The organism is Aestuariivirga sp. (genome assembly GCF_047602625.1).
In the GTDB taxonomy this organism is placed as follows: Bacteria; Pseudomonadota; Alphaproteobacteria; order Rhizobiales; family Aestuariivirgaceae; genus Aestuariivirga.
This window is the reverse complement of sequence record NZ_JASGGV010000002.1, coordinates 1,667,784-1,684,162: the sequence shown is the minus strand read 5'-3', so window position 1 is coordinate 1,684,162 and position 16,379 is coordinate 1,667,784. Positions and strand designations below refer to the sequence as shown.

Sequence of the window (16,379 nt, the reverse complement as noted above, 5' to 3'; positions counted from 1 at the left end):
GCAAGCCACGCCCGTCAATCTGACAGGCGAGAACAGTGGCGAAAAGCGACAATGGACACCGTAGATACCGTGAATGAGGCCTCCCTTTCCGCGATCATGCAGATACCCGTCGCGGTTCAGGTGGTGGTCGGCACGGCGACGCTTCCGCTTTCCGACATTGCGGCGCTTCACGCAGGCTCCGTTATTCATCTCGACCAGACATTCAGCGCGGCGGCCATCATTCTGGTGAATGGCAAGCCGGTGGCGAAGGGCGAACTCTTCGTCACCGAGGGGGCGGACCCACGCATGGCGGTCTCCATTACCGAGATCATTTCACCGCAGCCATGACGGCGATTGCTCCCCGCGCCGCGCCGGAACGGGTGGCCATCCTGTTGCTGGCGCTTGGCAATCCGCTCGGCACCAAGCTGATGCAGAGCTTTGAGCCGACGGATGTCAAAAAGATCATGGAATCTGCCGCTTCGCTGGGACCGATCGAACGCGGCGATCTCGAGGGACTGGTCGATGATTTTGCCGCGCAGTTTGCGCGTACGCTCGGCCTTGAAACCGGGTTCGAGCATGTCCGCAGCCTGGTGGAGCAGGCCTTCACGCCCGACCAGATCGACACCATGCTGGGCCCGGCGCGCATTACGCCAGAAGATCCGGTGTGGCGGGCGTTCGGTGAAGGCAGCGAAAATGCGCTGACACCCTATCTTCTCGACGAACATCCCCAGACCATTGCCTACATCCTATGCCAGCTCGACCCGGATTTGGCCGCCCGCGTTCTTGCCCTGCTGCCCCGTGATGCGCGGGATGGCACGGCGCGGCGGCTCCTGAAGATTCAGCCTGTGCAGCCAGATGTCTCGGCTATCGTGCAGCAGGCCCTGCGCGAGGATTTGCTGAACCGCTCTGACGCGGGACTTGAGGATGAAGGACGCCGCCGTGTGGCGTCACTCATGAACAAGCTTGACCGCGAACAGGCGGCGGCAATTGTCGAGAGCCTTGCTGCGACACGGCCGGAGGAGGCGAAACGCCTGCGCGGCATGATCTTCTCTTTTGACGATCTCGACCGCCTCACGCAATCGGCAAGGCTTTCGCTGTTTGACAAGATTGACACGGGCCAGGTGGTGCAGGCCCTGCGTGGCGCATCGCTGACGTTGAAAGAGAGTGTGCTCTCAGCCCTGGGTGCCCGTGCGCGGCGCATGGTGGAAGCCGAACTCGCGAACGATACTGGCGCTGTGACGCCTGACGTTCACAAGGCCCGCCGCGCCATTGCCGAAGCAGCGCTCGCCATGGCGCAGCGGGGCGAGATCAACCTTCCCTCGGACGCCGAAGGATGATCGGTGGCTGAAGACACCGACCGCGAGGCGCGAAGCGAGGAAGCGACTGAAAAGCGGCTGTCCGATGCCGTTGAAAAAGGCAATGTTCCGTTCTCCCGCGAAGCGGTGACATGCGGATCGCTGATTGCCTGCCTCATGGCGCTCAGCCTGGTTGGCCCCTTGGCGGCGGCGCGCGTTTCCGTGGGATTGAGTTCTGTCCTGGATGGCGCGGGCACAATCCATCTGGAAGACCGGGAGGAAGCCGCAATTCTGCTCACCGCCGTGCTGCGCGTGGCAAGCCTTGGCATTCTTCCTGTCATGCTGCTGCTGATGGCGGGCGGGCTGATTGCGGCGCTGGCGCAGAACATGCCGCGGGCAAGCCTTGAGCGGATTTCGCCACAACTGGCGCGGATTTCGCCGACCGCCGGGTTCAAGCGGCTGTTTGGTTTGCAGGGGCTGATTGAATTCTCAAAATCGCTTCTGAAGCTCGTGGCAGTTTGCGCGGCGGCCGGCCTTGCCATCCGGGGTGGGTTGGCAAACATGCTGAACGGGCTGGAGACCGAGCCGCAATTCCTCCCGCGGCTGGCGCTCGATCTTGTGATTAAATTGCTGATGATGCTGTGTTCGCTCGCGGCGCTGCTGGCGGCGGGAGACCTCGTCTGGTCACGCATCAAGTGGCGCCGCGACCTTCGCATGACGCGGCAGGAAGTGAAGGACGAATACAAGCAGGCCGAAGGCGACCAAACGCTAAAGCACAAGGCCAGGACAGCGGCGCGGCAGCGTATTTCCCGGCGAATGATGGCGAACCTGCCGAACGCCACGGTGATCGTGACCAACCCGACCCATTTTGCCGTGGCGCTACGCTATGTGCGCGAAGAGGGCGGTGCGCCTGTCGTGATGGCAAAGGGCGCGGATCATCTGGCGTTTCGCATCCGCACACTCGCCGCCGAGCATGACATTCCGATTGTCGAGAACAAGCCGCTGGCGCGCGGCCTCTATGACGCCGTCGAGGTGGACCAGATGATCCCGGAAGAGTTCTACAAGGCCGTGGCCGAGATCATCCACTTCCTGCAACTGCGCCGAATGTACCGCTCGCCTCTCTCATAAGGCCGGGACAAGCTTGCGCGTGCAGGATCAGGAACATGTCCATGTATCTGTTTCAACTTGCCTCGCAGCATCAGGGCTGGGTTTCGGCGCGGCAGTCGGTGACGGCGTCCAATATCGCCAACGCCGATACGCCGGGATACCGCGCGCGGGGTATTGCGCCATTCGAGCAGATGCTGGAGCGCACCGGTCTCGATCTCGCGGTGACCCGGCCCGGCCACATGCAATTTGAGAACAATGCTGGCCAGGCCGTCGAAACAGCGCGCGGCGTGAGTTGGGATACCGCGCATTCCGGCAACAATGTTTCGATCGAGGAGGAGTTGCTGAACGCCGGGGAGAACAGCCGCATGGCATCGCTCGACACCGGCATCACGCGGAGCTTCCAACGCATGCTCCTCTCCAGTCTCAAGGCCTGATACGATGACCGATCCTCTCTCGCAATCGCTCCGCATCGCCGCGTCCGGGCTTCAGGCACAATCGCTCAGGCTTCGCGTCGTTTCGGAAAATCTCGCCAACAGCGAATCGGCGGGAAGCACGCCCGGTTCCGATCCCTATCGCCGCAGGAGCGTCGTGTTCGGAGCCGAGCTCGACCGGCTGTCGGGCGCAGAAATTGTGGATGTTGAAAAGGTGGTGGCGGATCCTTCCGCATTCCGCAGCGAATTCCAGCCCGGCCACCCCGCTGCCGATGCCAACGGCTATGTAAAAATGCCCAATGTCAATCCCATCATCGAACTGGCTGACATGAAGCAGGCCAACCGCTCTTACGAGGCAAATCTTCAGGTGATCCGGCAGACGCGCGACATGCTGGCCATGACGATTGACCTGCTGCGGGGCCAGTGATGATTGCCAGCATCACGTCTTCTGCGTCGCTTCCGGGATTCACGCAAAATGGCGTCGCTGCAGCGCCGGCACCGAGCACAGATTTCTCTACGGTACTTGGCGATCTCGCGGGCCATGCCATCAACGCCATCCGGCAGGGTGAATCTGCTGCGTTGGCCGGCATTCAAGGACAGGTGCCGCTGCTACAGGTTGTCGACCAGGTGATGGAGGCGGAACGCACGCTGCAGGCCTCTCTCGCCATCCGCGACAAGCTGGTGAGCGCCTTTCTCGATATCAGCCGAATGCAGATCTAGGAGCCATCATGCGTGCCCTTGCCATTGCCGCCACCGGCATGACCGCCCAGCAAACCAATGTGGAAGTCATCGCCAACAATATCGCCAACATCAACACGACCGGTTTCAAGCGCTCGCGCGCCGAGTTCACCGACCTGCTCTACCAGATGGAGCGTACGCACGGGTCGCCGGACCGGACGGGTCAGGCCGAGGTTCCCGAAGGGGCGCAGCTTGGGCTTGGAACGCGCCTCACGGCCATCCGCACACTGAATATTCAGGGTGCACTGGCGAACACCGGCAACAAGCTTGACCTCGCGATTGACGGCGGGGGTTGGTTTCAAGTGGCCGGGCCTGACGGCGAAACGCTTTATACCCGCGCCGGGGCGTTCAACACCAACTCCACGGGGCAGATCGTCACGGCGGATGGCTATACGCTCGATCCCGCCATCACCGTTCCGGAAAATACCATCTACGTGCATATCAACCAGTCCGGCCTTGTACAGGCGCATGTGGCGGGCACCGAGGAGTATCAGGATATCGGCCAGCTCACGCTGGCGAACTTTGCCAATCCGGCGGGTCTCGATGCGCTGGGCGGCAATCTCTACCGCGCCAGCACAGCTTCCGGCGAGGCAACGACCGGGCTTCCCGGCGACCGGGGGCTTGGCACTGTCGCGCAAGGCTATCTCGAGCAGTCGAATGTCGATCCTGTGAAGGAAATCACCGAACTCATCCAGGCTCAGCGCGCCTATGAGATGAATTCCAAGGTGATCCAGGCTGCCGACGACATGGCAGGCGTCGTGAGCAAGGGCATCCGGTAAAATGCTGCGCCGTCTCATGGCTGCAATCCTGCTGCTCTCGTGTCCCGCGCTGGCCGAGGTGCGGAGCGTACCTGTCGCATCCACGACGCTTTATCCTGGCGATCCTGTTGTTGCGGAGACGCTCGTGGACAAGGCGTTTGAAGCCGACGCTCCGGTCTTTGACAGCTTTGTTTCGTCTGCCGAACAGGTACGGAACAAGGTGGCGCGCCGCACCATCGCGGCGGGGCAGCCGATCCCGCTGGCATCGCTCAAACCGCTTGACATGATTCAACGCGGACAGCCAACCGTAGCCGTTTTTCAATCTGGCGGGTTGCTGATTTCCACGCTGCTGATCCCGCTGGAAGCGGGAACGGCGGGTGATGTCGTGCAGGCGCGCAATCCCGAGTCTGGTGTTTTGGTGACGGCGACGGTGACGGCCGACGGCACGCTGGCGATCGCCGCACCATGAGATGGATGTTGACGATCCTTTTCTTGCTTGCGCTACCGGTGGAGGCGGCGACCCGCGTGAAGGACATCACCGCCGTTCAGGGCGTCCGCGACAATCAGCTGGTTGGCTATGGCCTGGTGATCGGGCTATCCGCCACGGGGGACAGCTTGCGCAATTCTCCGTTTACGGAACAGTCAGCGCGCTCCATGCTGGAGAAGATGGGCGTTGGCGTGCCGCAGGGCGCGATACGCTCCAAGAACATGGCGGCGGTGATTGTCACGGCCACCTTGCCGCCGTTTATCGGCCAGGGCGCGCGGATCGACGTGACCGTTTCCTCATTGGGCGATGCGTCATCATTGGCGGGCGGGACGCTAGTGCTCACGCCGCTGGTTGCTGCCGATGGCAAGGCTTATGCCGTGGCGCAAGGGCCGGTCGCGGTGGGTGGATTTTCGGCCGAGGGTGCCGCGCAGACCGTTACCCAGGGCACGCCCACCAATGGCCGCATCGCCAATGGCGCTACCATCGAGCGTGAACTGACGGCGGAGTTCAACAGCGCGGCAAACCTTGTTCTGCAAGTGCGCAATCCTGATTTTACGACCGCCGTCGCAATTGCCGACGCCATCAACATCTATGCGGTCAAAGCCTATGGCATGATGATTGCGACTGCGGAGGATTTCCGCAGTGTGACCATCAGGCGTCCGCCGAAAATCAGCGCATCCCGCCTGATGGCACAGCTCGGGCAGATCAAGGTGGAGCCCGACACGCCGGCCCGTATCGTGATCGATGAAAAGACCGGCACCATCGTGATTGGCTCCCAAGTGCAGGTCTCGCCGGTTGCCGTGACGCACGGCAATCTGACGGTGCGGGTCACGGAATCGCCTTCCGTTTCACAGCCCGCCCCCCTCTCGGATGGCGTCACGAAAACGGTGCCTTCGACCTCCATCGACTTCAAGCAGGAAGGCGGCGCCTTCGCGGTATTGTCCGGCCCCAGCCTGGCGCAGCTGGTGGGAGGCCTCAATCGCATTGGGCTCAAGCCGCAGGGCATTATCGCAATCTTGCAGTCCATCAAGACGGCGGGCGCGTTGCAGGCCGATCTGGTGGTGCAATGAGGCTTCCGGCTGCCCTCATCCTGGCGTTTTGCCTGCCCGCCGTTTCGGTGAATGCGCAGCCCAATGGCAGCCTCGCGCAGGATTACTGCGCCAACATCGCGCAGACAGCCACGGATGCCCGTGCAGCGTGGCAGAAGGCAGAGCTTGAAAAACTGCGAGCCGACGTGACCGCGAAGCTTCAGGCTCTCGAGGCGCAGCAGAAGGTTCTCGAAGCGTGGATTGCCAAACGCGATGCGGCACTCAAATCGGCTGGGCAAGATCTGGTGGACATCTACGCAAAGATGGATCCGGAAGCCGCAGCCGCACAGCTTGCGAAAGTGGATGCGCCAACGGCCACCTCAATCCTGCGGCAAATGGGGCCGCGGGGGGCGGGAGCAATCCTCGCCGTAATGGAGCCCGATCATGCGGCGCTTCTAGTGCGAAGCATCGCCGCCGCGTCCCGTGTCCAAAGCGGCGGGCGTGGCACATGAAAATACCCGCCAACATATGCCTGCTGTTTATCCTCACCGGATGCACCACGAATATGGATGATTTCGGCCAGCCTCCACAGCTTTCACCTGTCGGGGAGGGGTTGGCGCAATCAGTTTCGGCGTCATCAGCCCTTGGCTCCGAACCCGTCTTCAGCAAACCGGCGGAAGGCTGGACGGGCGGGACTGCCGATTATTTCCGCGATACGCGCGCCCGGATGCCCGGCGATGTCATTACCGTGCGCATCGCCATTGACGACAAGGCGTCACTCAACAACACGTCGAACCGCAGCCGCAAATCGGCAGCCGATGCCTCGCTGGGTTTCAAGTATGACCTGATGGGCGTCACCGGCGCGGATGTGAATGGCGATGGCAGCGTGAAATCGAACACCAGTTCGGCGGGCCAAGGCTCCACCGTGCGGTCGGAGAAAATCAGCCTGGCGGTTGCGGCTATTGTCACCTCTGTTCTGCCCAATGGATACATGGTGATCGACGGTAACCAGGAGGTGATGGTCAATTTTGAACAGCGCACCCTGCATGTGGCGGGCATCGTCAATCCCACCGATGTGACGCCTGACAATTCGGTGTCCTATGAGCGGATTGCCGAAGCGCGCATTTCCTATGGGGGACGCGGGCGGATCACCGAAGTTCAGCAGCCCGGCTGGGCGCAGCAGGCGTGGGATCGCATTTCACCATTTTGAAGAAGAGCTGACATGGCCGCCAAACCTGTGCGAGAGGGCGGATCATCGCTTATGACCATGCTGGTGGCGGTGCTCCTGCTGACGCTGATTGGCGCGGGCTCTGGCATTGCCGTTGGCATGCTGTTGCGGGAAGCCCCGGCTTCATCCGCACCCGTTGCCGCAAGTGCTGTGTCTACAGCGCCGCCCGCTCCACTCCATGCCGCGGAGGATGGTGTGCTGGTGGCCATGCCAGCCGTTCTTACCAATCTGGCTGAACCCAAGACCACGTGGGTGCGCCTTGAGGGTGTGCTGCTCACCAATCAGAAAACGGATGACTCCCCGGATATTCTCGCCAATCAGGCGAGCGAAAATGTAATGTCCTATCTTCACAGCGTGAAGCTTTCGCAGATCGAGGGTGCTTCTGGCCTTCTGGCGCTGCGCGAGGATTTGAACGATCTGGTGCGCACCTTGTCAAAAGGGCAGGTCCGCGAGGTGATGATTCATACGCTGGTGCTGGAATGAAGAGTCACGCCCTAGCGCTAGCCCTGCTGATCCTGTTTGCAAGCGTGGCGCGGGCGCAATCCCTTTCTCTTGATGATCTCATTCCGGCAGGACAGGCCTCCTTCAGCGGGCGCATCGTTCAATATATCCTGCTGCTGACCGTGCTTTCGGTGGCGCCGGGACTTCTCATCATGGTGACGAGCTTCACGCGCTTCGTGATTGCATTTTCATTCCTGCGCTCGAGTCTGGGGCTGCAAAGCACACCGGCCAATCTCATCCTGGTGTCGCTGTCGCTGTTCCTCACCTTCTTCGTCATGGCGCCGACCTTTGACAAGGCCTGGCAGGAGGGTGTGCAGCCACTCATCGACAAACGCATCAGCGATGCGGAGGCTTACGGCAAAATCACCTCGCCCTTCCGCGATTTCATGGCGAAGAATGTGCGTGAGAAAGACCTCGTGCTGTTTCAGGATTTCGCGCGGAAATTGCCGCAAGCCACGGCGCCCGCAGACATCAACGATCTGCGCATTCTCGTCCCGGCTTTCATGATCTCGGAATTGCGGAGAGGATTTGAAATCGGTTTTCTGATCGCCCTGCCGTTTCTCGTGATCGACCTCATCGTGGCCGCACTCACCATGTCGATGGGCATGATGATGCTGCCGCCAACGGTGATCTCACTGCCGTTCAAGGTCCTATTCTTCGTACTGATCGATGGCTGGAACCTGCTGGTGGGTAGCCTTGTGCAATCATTTACCGGCTCTTAACCCTGTTCCTTAGCAGGGCGTTGAAACTTTTGCTGCTATGGATCGCTCATGGCAGCGAGACACTCCGACGCGAGGTCTCCGGCATGTAGCTCTGCTGCCATTCCGGCCCGATCCGGCATGATCTTTCCCAGTCAGTCAGTTTCAAGGGTCAAGACATCATGTCGAGCATCATGACGAACACGTCTGCACTCACCGCATTGCAGAGCCTCAACGCAACCAACGCCAATCTCAACACCACCCAGTCGCGCATTTCCACCGGCTACAAAGTGGCCAGCGCCTCCGACAACGCCGCTTACTGGTCGATCGCCACCACCATGCGGTCGGACAATTCCGCGCTGTCCACCGTAAAGGACGCGCTGGGACTTGGCTCTTCTACCATCGACGTCGCCTATACGGGTGTCAACTCGGCCATCGACGTCACCAAGGAGATCAAGAACAAGCTGGTGGCGGCGCTGCAGCCCGGCGTTGACCGCGAAAAAATCCAGTCGGAAATCACCGAACTGCAAAGCCAGCTCAAGAGCATCGGCGACTCGTCCTCCTTCAGCGGGCAGAACTGGATTTCCACCGACTCCAGCGCCACCGGCTATAACGCCACCAAGTCCATCGTAGCCTCCTTCAACCGCAGCGGCGGCGCGGTTTCGGTGGCGACGATAACCTTTGACACCTCAGGCAGCACGCTGTTCGATGCCAGCACCACGGCTGACGGTATTCTCGACGGCAAGCGCGATGCGACAGGCGCGCTCTCGGCAACGGGCACGGCGTCGGTCGCCACGATGGACATTTCAGCCCTCACCGACAGCACGACGGATCTCGCCACGTTGAACGGTTATGTGAAGGCGGCCGATGCGGCAATTTCGGAAATGACCACTTCGGCTTCCAACCTGGGTGCCGTAAAAAGCCGCGTGACGCTGCAGAAGGACTTCGTCACCAACCTCATGTCCGCCATCACCACCGGCGTCGGCACGCTGGTGGACGCCGACATGAATGAAGAATCGACGCGGCTTCAGGCGCTCCAGGTGCAGCAGCAGTTGGGCGTGCAGGCGCTGTCGATCGCCAACCAGAGCAGCCAGACCATTCTGTCGCTCTTCCGCTAAACATTCTCGCAAATCCGGCGGCAGCTTCCTTCGCAAAGGGAGGCTGCCGCTTTTGCGTTAACCCGTTGGTAAGCATAATTCCAATATTCTAGCGGCATGGCGGATGGCAGCGCTGCTGCCTTGGGCATGATGCCGGCCCGCCATGCCGGTCCCGATCCGGAATGTCCTCACTTCCGCTTCCGATTCGCAGGGACATTTCCGCCATGGCCAGCATCAACACCAACGTGTCAGCGATGACTGCGTTGCAGAGCCTCAACTCCACCATCAAGATGCTGGACCAGACACAATCGCGCGTGTCCACCGGATTCCGCGTCGCCAGCGCGGAAGACAATGCCGCCTATTGGTCCATCGCCACCACCATGCGGTCTGATAATGGCGCGCTGTCAACCGTGAAGGATGCGCTGGGTTTGGGCGCCGCCACCATCGATGTGGCCTATACCGGCATGAACAGCGCCATTGAGGCGGTGAAGAGCATCAAGAACAAGCTGGTGGCGGCGCGGCAGCCCGGCGTTGACCGCGAGAAAATCCAGTCGGAAGTGATTGAACTGCAGAAGCAGCTCAAAAGCATCGGTGACAGTTCGGTGTTCAGCGGTGAAAACTGGCTGTCCGTCGATTCATCATCCGCGTCCTACAACCCCACGCAAAGCATCGTCTCGTCGTTTTCCCGCAGCGGAAATTCAATTTCGATCGGCACCATCGGCTTCGATGTTGGCAGTTCCAAGCTCTACGATGCCGCCGACCAGTCGGGCATTCTCGATTCCACCGATGTGACCACGAATGGCGGCGTGACCTATTCGGTGGATACGCTGGATATTTCTACCCTCACCGATTCGAGCGACGATCTGGAAGATCTTGAACAGATGATCTCCTGGACAGATGGCGCGCTGGGCAAGATGACCACGGCCGCCGCCAGCCTGGGCGCGGTGAAGCAGCGCGTAAGCCTGCAACAGGATTTTGTATCGACCCTGATGGATACGATCAAGAAGGGCATCGGCACGCTGGTCGATGCCGACATGAACGAGGAGTCGACGAAACTCCAGGCGCTTCAGGTGCAGCAGCAGCTTGGCGTTCAGTCTCTCTCGATCGCCAATCAGAACAGCCAGAACATTCTGTCGCTGTTCAAGTCATAACGAGCGCCGCGCAAGTTTCCGAAGCGAATATTTTCATGGATTGAGAGGGGCGTTGCGTGGCCGCACTTGTGTTTTTCAAACGGCTCGGCGAAGGCCTTACCGCGCTGGGCGTCCGGCGGCTTGTGGCGCTGGGCCTTGCCGGCATCACGGTGTTCGTTCTGGTCGGCGTGTGTGGCTATTATCTCAGCCGGCCGTCGCGCGATGTACTCTACAGCGGCCTTGATCCCCAGGATGTGACGCGCATTGGCAGCGTGCTTGACGACGCAGGGATTTCTTTTGATGTAAATGTGAGCGGCAACACGGTTCTGGTTGATTATGGCAATACAGCCAAGGCGCGAATGCTGCTGGCGCAAAAAGGCCTGCCGAAAAGCGGCAGTGCGGGCTACGAGCTTTTTGACAAGCTGGGAAGCCTTGGCCTCACCTCCTTCATGCAGCAGGTGACGCGCGTGCGGGCGCTGGAAGGCGAACTCGCCCGTACTATCCAGGATATCGATGGCATCAAGGCGGCGCGCGTGCATCTGGCGCTCCGCAATGACAGTTCTTTCCGCGACAAACGCGAAGCGCCTACCGCGTCTGTCCTGATCCGCATGGAAGGTGGAGAGCCGCAGGCGGCGGCGCTGGCCATCCGGCATCTGGTCGCCGCGGCGATCCCGGGTCTCACGCCGGATCAGGTTTCGGTCATGTCGACGGATGGAACGCTGCTGGCATCTGGCGAAGACGCGCTGTCGGCAGCGCCGGAAAAGATGATGGGGCTGGAGCGCAGCGTTGCCGCCGATCTGCAGCAAAAGCTGGAACGCACACTGGCACCCTACCTCGGCCTCGACAATGTACGGATCAGCGTGGTGGCAAAGCTCAATGCCGACCGCAAGCAGATCAGCGAAACAGATTTTGATCCAAACTCGCGGGTCGAGCGCTCGGTGCGCACGGTGAAGGAGAGCGGCGAGGCACAGAACAGCAACGGCGCGCAGCCTGTTTCGGTGGAGCAGAATATTCCGCGTGAAGTGAAGCCCGAAGCGGGCGGCGATGCCTCGCGCGAGAAGAAGGACCACCGCGAGGAGATCACCAATTACGAAATCAATTCGAAACAGACCGCGACGACAACCGACGGCTATGGCATCGATCAGCTGTCGGTCGCCATTGTGGTGAACAGGGCGCAAATCGTGAAGGCGCTAGGTGGAACCGCGAGCGCTGAACAGTTAGTGGCACAGACGTCGGACATTGAGCAACTGGCGATTTCAGCGGCGGGGCTCAATACGGCGCGGGGCGATCATATCAAGGTTTCCGCTGTGGATTTCATCGCCGGTGCTGATCTTCTGGCGCCTGTGGAGAGCGAAGGCTTACTGCCCCGGCTCATGGCGCAATCGGGGGCGCTCATCAATGCCGCGGCGTTGATTGCCGTGTCCCTGCTGGTCGTGTTTCTGGGCCTCCGCCCGGCTTTGCGGAGCATTCTGGCTGCGGCGCCTTTGAAGGGGCCAGAAGCCGGTGCGATTCCGGTGCTGCCGGACTCTCAGCCTGCTCCTCTCCTCGAGCGCGCGCCGGGCGATCCGTTGCTTGATGACCTGACGCGCCAATCCGCCCACGCGCCACAGAACCGGTTGGGCAAGATCGTTGAACTTGATCCCGACCGCGCAGCCATGGTGCTGAAGCAATGGTTGAGTGCGCCAGACCAGCGGCCCGCATGATCCCGCTGGCACAATGGCTGGCAGAGCGCGAGCGGATTGCCATGCCGCCGCTAACCGGCATCCCGGCAGCGGTCGGTATGCAGGATCGCGAACATGCAGAGGCGCTGGAACAGCTCAAGGCATCGCTTTTGGCCGAATATGAGCAGAGGATCGACAATCTCACCCGTGCTCATGCATGTGACATGGAAGCGGCGCGGAAGGCCTGGTGCAGGGAAGAAGCCGCGCGGATGACGGATCAGCTTCAATCCGCCATTGCCTCCCTCGAACAGTCGCTTTCCGATCATGTGGCGGCATGCCTGTCGCCGGTGCTTGCCGAGGCCATGACGGCCCGCGCGATGCGGGCATTCGCCGATCGGCTGCGCAGCATCACCGGAGACGACACAGTGATGGGCCTGAGGATCGAGGGGCCTGCCATTCTTCTCGACAGAATCAGGCAGGCTCTCGGCGATCGCACCGACGCCGTGAAGTTTCAAGAGTCCGATGGCATTGACGTAAACGCCTGGGTCAATGGCACACTGGTGCAAAGCTGCCTCAAACCCTGGGCTGACGCTCTTGCCGAGGAGCTTGCATGACGGCCCAGCATGCTCCCGCCAACAGCGAAATCGTGATCATCCGCAGGCGCGGCGGTGATGACGCGGCCGCGCACAAGGGCGGGGCCTGGAAAATCGCCTATGCCGATTTTGTCACCGCCATGATGGCCTTCTTTCTCGTCATGTGGCTCATCAACGCATCGAATGAAGCGACGCGCGCGCAGGTGGCGAGCTATTTCAACCCCATCAAGCTCATGGACAGTTCGACGGCGGGGCGCGGATTGAACGATGCGAATGACGTGAAAAAGAAAGAGGCCAGGGGCACCGGGGCCTCGGATGCCGAAAAGGCGGCGGAACAAAAACTGATGGCCGATCCGGTCAAGGCTCTTGAGGACATTGCGAAACCCGCTGTTGTTGCCGCGAAAATACTGCCGGAAACGCACGCTGCGGAGTCCGGCGGCATGGCCGATCCCTTCGATCCCGCCAGCCAGCCCGCGTTGCCACCTGCGCCTCCCGCCGCGAAAGTGCCGGACAAACCGGCGGCAATTGTCCAACGGCAAGGTGCACCATCAAAGCCTGCCCCCGTGCCGCCGCCGCAAGATGCGGAAGAGAGCAGAAGGCAAGCCATGGCGGCAGCGATCAAGTCTGATCTTGCCAAGGCGCTGACGCCCGAGGGTGGCGCATTGCCGGCGGGTATCACGGTCGAACCGGTGAAGGAAGGCGTGCTGATCAGCCTGACCGAGGCGGAAAGCTTCAGCATGTTTGAAGTTGGGTCCGCGAAGCCCAATTTGCAGCTGGTCAAAACGGTTGAAGCAATTGCGGAGACGCTCGAGAATCGCCCCGGCTATGTGGTGATCCGGGGGCATACGGATGCGCGCCCCTATCACAATGCGGCTTACGACAACTGGCAGCTTTCAACCGACCGCGCGCACATGGCGCATTACATGCTGGTGCGAGCCGGGCTGGATGAGAAGCGCATCCGGCGGATTGAAGGCTTGGCTGACCGCCAGCCCAAAATCGCCGATGATCCACAGGCGCCGGAAAACCGCCGCATCGACATCCTGCTTGGCCCTGATCCATGAAATTCTTGCTCGCGGGTGCAACGCTGGTGTTTCTGTGGCCTGCCGTTGCCTTTGCCGGAACTCCCGAATTTGTCCAGGCTGTGCGCCTGTTTTTCGTATTGCAGGATGCGTCTGCCAACGGAGAGTCCCGCGCTTCCGCCATGCAGGGTGAATGGGCTGCGCGCGCCATCGAAGCGGCTGGCGATATTCAGAGTCCCGACGCTGCAACCATTCAGGCGGCGGCGGGATTCATCCTCGCTGGAGGTCCTGCCGATCTCGGCGACGCATTGCTTCGGCGCGCTGATCTTCCGGTTGACGACATCGCGCTACTCAAGGCGATCGTGGCTTTCAAAAATCGTCAGGAAGGAGAGGCTGCAAAAGCCTTCGCTGGAATTGACCCGTTTTCCTATCCGCCGTCCCTCGGCGGCCGCATTGCGCTGTCGCGCGCCTTGGTGCTGCCAGATGCGGACGTAACGGAAAAACTATCTTTTTATGACACCGCCATTCAACTGATGCCTGGAACGCTGGTTGAAGATTCGTCATTGCGCCGCGCCGCTCTCACATGCGCCGCGCTTCCTGACCAAGACTGTTTCTTCACCTATGTATCGCGCTATTTTCGCCGCTTTGCACGCTCGCCGTTTATCGACGCGTTCCTCTCCGCTCTTGGCGATTCACTCATCAAACGGGAAGTGGCGCGCAAGCCATTGGATATGGAGCGGCTGGACTGGCTTTTGACAAAGCTCCCGGCGGGCACACGCAGGGAATTCTTTCTTGAACTCGCGCGCAATGCAACGGCTGCGGGCCTTGCAGCGCTGGCGGCATTCTCAGCTTCACGCGCCGGGAGGCTTGCCGTGCCGGGCAGTATTGAGGCCGTGCGTGCTGAACTCTATGCGAATGTGCCTGGTGTTTCAGGGCCAGACTATGAAGTGGCGCAGGCACAGCTCACGGCGCTCGATGCGGCACGCCTTACAGAAGATGACCGGTCGCTGCTGGATGCCGCATTGCAGGTTTCCGCGTTTATCCATGCGCCTGCAAGTGGCAGGGAAGCGCCAGCGAACATTCCCGCCGAACATCTCGCGCTGGTGGCGAGAGGGCGCACATTGATCGCTGCTGCGGACGCGCTTTTGAATGGGGAACACCATGTTCAGCCTCAAGGCCGGTAACTTCGCCGTCTCTGCCGTAGCGCATGGGCGCGGCAAGGCTTCTGCGCGGAAAGCGATGAATGGCGGGGAAGGCGAAGCTTCCGGTGCTGTAACGGCGGCGCAATCTTTTCTAAATTTCCTTTCCGTAACACCCAAGCCCGACGGGAAGGTGCAGGAAGATTTTCATCCGGTTGCGACGGCGCCAGAGCTCCCAGATGCCGCTCATACGCGGCAGCCAAACCTGCCCGCGCCGCAACGCCCAGTGCCGATGAAGGACATTCGCAGTCATGACAACCCGCGAAGCGGGGTGTCAGTGGCCAAACATTCATTCCCGGAACAACCCGGGACGCTTGGTTTGCTGGCCTCACGGCAAGACCCGCGTGACGCTACGGTGGAGTCGCCAGAGGTTCGCATGAAGCCGATGGTTACTGTCATACCAGACACAGTGGCCACTCCAGCGGTGCCACAGCCTGCGCAACCCATGCGAAGTGCGGCAGAACAGGTCGCCGATGCCGTTCGCGCAGCTGCGCCCGTGGCGGACGCAACACCCCATGAAACGCACATCCGGAAGCTGGAGATTGCACTGCGGCCACAGCATCTGGGTCCGGTCCATGTAACCTTACGGATCAAGGGCGACACGCTCGATGTTCAAGTGGTCACGCAGTCACAAGAAGCTGCTGACGTGCTGATGCATGACCGCGCCATGCTGGTCATGCTACTCGGCCGCTCGGGCGACCAGCAGGCCATATCTGTTACGGTCATGGCGCAGCCTCAGCCAGACCAGGCGTTTTCGATGGCTGGCGGCGGCCAAGGTGCTTTCACCAACCATCGCCCTGCCCAAGGCGGCAACACGGAGCATCACTATGAGAAACGCCAAGACGATCGCGGCCCTGTTGCTGATGATGGGGGCCGCGGCGGTATTTATCTCTGACGCTGGCGCATCAACGGTCTGCGAGGCTGAGATGATTGCCGCATCGCGGGCGGAAGGCGTGCCGCTTGGCGTTCTTTATGCCGTGGGGCTGACGGAGACAGGCAACAAGGGTTCACTCAACCCCTACGCATTGAACATCGCGGGGAAAACAGTGATCACCGGTTCGGCGTCTGAAGCACTGGCCGAATTCCAGGCGGCGCGCGCCAAGGGCATCAAGCTGATTGATCTCGGCTGCATGCAGGTCAATCACTATTATCATGGCAAGGCGTTTTCTTCTCCTGCGCAGATGCTCGACCCGCATGCCAATGTTATCTATGCCGCGCAATTTCTGAAATCCCTCCGGCAGAGCGAGGGAAGCTGGACCATGGCGGTGGCGCGCTATCATGCGGGGCCCAACAACAATCCGGCGCAGAAGCGCTACATCTGCGCGGTGATCGCCAATCTGGTGGCGAGCGGCTTTGGGGGCTGGACGCCCGAAGCCAAAGCCTTCTGCCGCTAGGCTTCTACAGTCCGGCACAAGTTCAGGCTGCAATGA

At 60.9% G+C, this 16,379-nt stretch carries 21 protein-coding genes; all 21 read left to right on the top strand.

Features of this window, described 5'->3' with window-relative positions; all coding sequences use genetic code 11:
* Positions 1-51: 51 nt before the first annotated feature.
* Positions 52-327, top strand: a complete 276-nt coding sequence (locus QM694_RS13365) for a FliM/FliN family flagellar motor switch protein (protein ID WP_415007428.1) — start codon at positions 52-54, stop codon at positions 325-327.
* On the top strand, positions 324-1,316 hold the full coding sequence (locus QM694_RS13360; protein WP_415007427.1) for a FliG C-terminal domain-containing protein: 993 nt from the start codon (positions 324-326) through the stop codon (positions 1,314-1,316). Before QM694_RS13365 ends, QM694_RS13360 begins: the two co-directional genes overlap by 4 nt.
* Positions 1,317-1,319: 3 nt before the next feature.
* Entirely contained in the window at positions 1,320-2,402 is a 1,083-nt protein-coding gene (flhB, locus tag QM694_RS13355) for a flagellar biosynthesis protein FlhB (protein ID WP_415007426.1), read from the top strand.
* 41 nt (positions 2,403-2,443) lie between these two features.
* Positions 2,444-2,815, top strand: a complete 372-nt coding sequence (locus tag QM694_RS13350) for a flagellar basal body protein (protein WP_415007425.1) — start codon at positions 2,444-2,446, stop codon at positions 2,813-2,815.
* Between the two features lie 4 nt (positions 2,816-2,819).
* On the top strand, positions 2,820-3,239 hold the full coding sequence (gene flgC / locus QM694_RS13345; RefSeq protein WP_415007424.1) for a flagellar basal body rod protein FlgC: 420 nt from the start codon (positions 2,820-2,822) through the stop codon (positions 3,237-3,239).
* Complete coding sequence (locus tag QM694_RS13340) at positions 3,239-3,532, top strand: flagellar hook-basal body complex protein FliE (protein ID WP_415007423.1); 294 nt, start codon at positions 3,239-3,241, stop codon at positions 3,530-3,532. Before flgC ends, QM694_RS13340 begins: the two co-directional genes overlap by 1 nt.
* An 8-nt stretch (positions 3,533-3,540) precedes the next feature.
* On the top strand, positions 3,541-4,329 hold the full coding sequence (gene flgG, locus QM694_RS13335) for a flagellar basal-body rod protein FlgG (RefSeq protein WP_415007422.1): 789 nt from the start codon (positions 3,541-3,543) through the stop codon (positions 4,327-4,329).
* Between the two features lies 1 nt (position 4,330).
* Entirely contained in the window at positions 4,331-4,777 is a 447-nt protein-coding gene (gene flgA, locus QM694_RS13330) for a flagellar basal body P-ring formation chaperone FlgA (protein WP_415007421.1), read from the top strand.
* 5 nt (positions 4,778-4,782) lie between these two features.
* On the top strand, positions 4,783-5,865 hold the full coding sequence (locus QM694_RS13325; protein ID WP_415007420.1) for a flagellar basal body P-ring protein FlgI: 1,083 nt from the start codon (positions 4,783-4,785) through the stop codon (positions 5,863-5,865).
* Positions 5,862-6,335, top strand: a complete 474-nt coding sequence (locus tag QM694_RS13320) for a MotE family protein (protein WP_415007419.1) — start codon at positions 5,862-5,864, stop codon at positions 6,333-6,335. The genes QM694_RS13325 and QM694_RS13320 overlap by 4 nt, the downstream gene beginning before the upstream one ends.
* Positions 6,332-7,033, top strand: a complete 702-nt coding sequence (locus QM694_RS13315) for a flagellar basal body L-ring protein FlgH (protein WP_415007418.1) — start codon at positions 6,332-6,334, stop codon at positions 7,031-7,033. Before QM694_RS13320 ends, QM694_RS13315 begins: the two co-directional genes overlap by 4 nt.
* A gap of 12 nt (positions 7,034-7,045) precedes the next feature.
* On the top strand, positions 7,046-7,534 hold the full coding sequence (locus QM694_RS13310; protein ID WP_415007417.1) for a flagellar basal body-associated FliL family protein: 489 nt from the start codon (positions 7,046-7,048) through the stop codon (positions 7,532-7,534).
* The gene (fliP, locus tag QM694_RS13305; protein WP_415007416.1) at positions 7,531-8,274 is read left to right on the top strand and encodes a flagellar type III secretion system pore protein FliP; all 744 of its coding nucleotides are present in this window, start codon (positions 7,531-7,533) and stop codon (positions 8,272-8,274) included. The genes QM694_RS13310 and fliP overlap by 4 nt, the downstream gene beginning before the upstream one ends.
* A 158-nt stretch (positions 8,275-8,432) precedes the next feature.
* Entirely contained in the window at positions 8,433-9,368 is a 936-nt protein-coding gene (locus tag QM694_RS13300; protein WP_415007415.1) for a flagellin, read from the top strand.
* Between the two features lie 203 nt (positions 9,369-9,571).
* Complete coding sequence (locus tag QM694_RS13295) at positions 9,572-10,498, top strand: flagellin (protein ID WP_415007414.1); 927 nt, start codon at positions 9,572-9,574, stop codon at positions 10,496-10,498.
* 56 nt (positions 10,499-10,554) lie between these two features.
* The gene (gene fliF, locus QM694_RS13290; RefSeq protein WP_415007413.1) at positions 10,555-12,180 is read left to right on the top strand and encodes a flagellar basal-body MS-ring/collar protein FliF; all 1,626 of its coding nucleotides are present in this window, start codon (positions 10,555-10,557) and stop codon (positions 12,178-12,180) included.
* Positions 12,177-12,752 (top strand): hypothetical protein, encoded by a 576-nt coding sequence (locus tag QM694_RS13285; protein ID WP_415007412.1) that lies wholly within the window; start codon positions 12,177-12,179, stop codon positions 12,750-12,752. Before fliF ends, QM694_RS13285 begins: the two co-directional genes overlap by 4 nt.
* Positions 12,749-13,792, top strand: a complete 1,044-nt coding sequence (locus QM694_RS13280) for a flagellar motor protein MotB (RefSeq protein WP_415007411.1) — start codon at positions 12,749-12,751, stop codon at positions 13,790-13,792. The genes QM694_RS13285 and QM694_RS13280 overlap by 4 nt, the downstream gene beginning before the upstream one ends.
* Positions 13,789-14,934: a hypothetical protein gene (locus tag QM694_RS13275; RefSeq protein WP_415007410.1), complete on the top strand. Its 1,146-nt coding sequence runs from the start codon at positions 13,789-13,791 to the stop codon at positions 14,932-14,934. Before QM694_RS13280 ends, QM694_RS13275 begins: the two co-directional genes overlap by 4 nt.
* Positions 14,912-15,844, top strand: a complete 933-nt coding sequence (locus QM694_RS13270; RefSeq protein ID WP_415007409.1) for a flagellar hook-length control protein FliK — start codon at positions 14,912-14,914, stop codon at positions 15,842-15,844. The genes QM694_RS13275 and QM694_RS13270 overlap by 23 nt, the downstream gene beginning before the upstream one ends.
* Positions 15,777-16,343 (top strand): transglycosylase SLT domain-containing protein, encoded by a 567-nt coding sequence (locus tag QM694_RS13265; RefSeq protein ID WP_415007408.1) that lies wholly within the window; start codon positions 15,777-15,779, stop codon positions 16,341-16,343. The genes QM694_RS13270 and QM694_RS13265 overlap by 68 nt, the downstream gene beginning before the upstream one ends.
* The last annotated feature ends 36 nt before the right edge of the window (positions 16,344-16,379 follow it).

Coding starts and splice junctions, on each gene's coding strand:
- QM694_RS13365 (WP_415007428.1), top strand. CDS start 52: ATGGACACCGTAGATACCGTGAATGAGGCCTCCCTTTCCGCGATCATG.
- QM694_RS13360 (WP_415007427.1), top strand. CDS start 324: ATGACGGCGATTGCTCCCCGCGCCGCGCCGGAACGGGTGGCCATCCTG.
- QM694_RS13350 (WP_415007425.1), top strand. CDS start 2,444: ATGTATCTGTTTCAACTTGCCTCGCAGCATCAGGGCTGGGTTTCGGCG.
- flgC (WP_415007424.1), top strand. CDS start 2,820: ATGACCGATCCTCTCTCGCAATCGCTCCGCATCGCCGCGTCCGGGCTT.
- QM694_RS13340 (WP_415007423.1), top strand. CDS start 3,239: ATGATTGCCAGCATCACGTCTTCTGCGTCGCTTCCGGGATTCACGCAA.
- flgG (WP_415007422.1), top strand. CDS start 3,541: ATGCGTGCCCTTGCCATTGCCGCCACCGGCATGACCGCCCAGCAAACC.
- flgA (WP_415007421.1), top strand. CDS start 4,331: ATGCTGCGCCGTCTCATGGCTGCAATCCTGCTGCTCTCGTGTCCCGCG.
- QM694_RS13325 (WP_415007420.1), top strand. CDS start 4,783: ATGTTGACGATCCTTTTCTTGCTTGCGCTACCGGTGGAGGCGGCGACC.
- QM694_RS13320 (WP_415007419.1), top strand. CDS start 5,862: ATGAGGCTTCCGGCTGCCCTCATCCTGGCGTTTTGCCTGCCCGCCGTT.
- QM694_RS13315 (WP_415007418.1), top strand. CDS start 6,332: ATGAAAATACCCGCCAACATATGCCTGCTGTTTATCCTCACCGGATGC.
- QM694_RS13310 (WP_415007417.1), top strand. CDS start 7,046: ATGGCCGCCAAACCTGTGCGAGAGGGCGGATCATCGCTTATGACCATG.
- fliP (WP_415007416.1), top strand. CDS start 7,531: ATGAAGAGTCACGCCCTAGCGCTAGCCCTGCTGATCCTGTTTGCAAGC.
- QM694_RS13300 (WP_415007415.1), top strand. CDS start 8,433: ATGTCGAGCATCATGACGAACACGTCTGCACTCACCGCATTGCAGAGC.
- QM694_RS13295 (WP_415007414.1), top strand. CDS start 9,572: ATGGCCAGCATCAACACCAACGTGTCAGCGATGACTGCGTTGCAGAGC.
- QM694_RS13285 (WP_415007412.1), top strand. CDS start 12,177: ATGATCCCGCTGGCACAATGGCTGGCAGAGCGCGAGCGGATTGCCATG.
- QM694_RS13280 (WP_415007411.1), top strand. CDS start 12,749: ATGACGGCCCAGCATGCTCCCGCCAACAGCGAAATCGTGATCATCCGC.
- QM694_RS13275 (WP_415007410.1), top strand. CDS start 13,789: ATGAAATTCTTGCTCGCGGGTGCAACGCTGGTGTTTCTGTGGCCTGCC.
- QM694_RS13270 (WP_415007409.1), top strand. CDS start 14,912: ATGTTCAGCCTCAAGGCCGGTAACTTCGCCGTCTCTGCCGTAGCGCAT.
- QM694_RS13265 (WP_415007408.1), top strand. CDS start 15,777: ATGAGAAACGCCAAGACGATCGCGGCCCTGTTGCTGATGATGGGGGCC.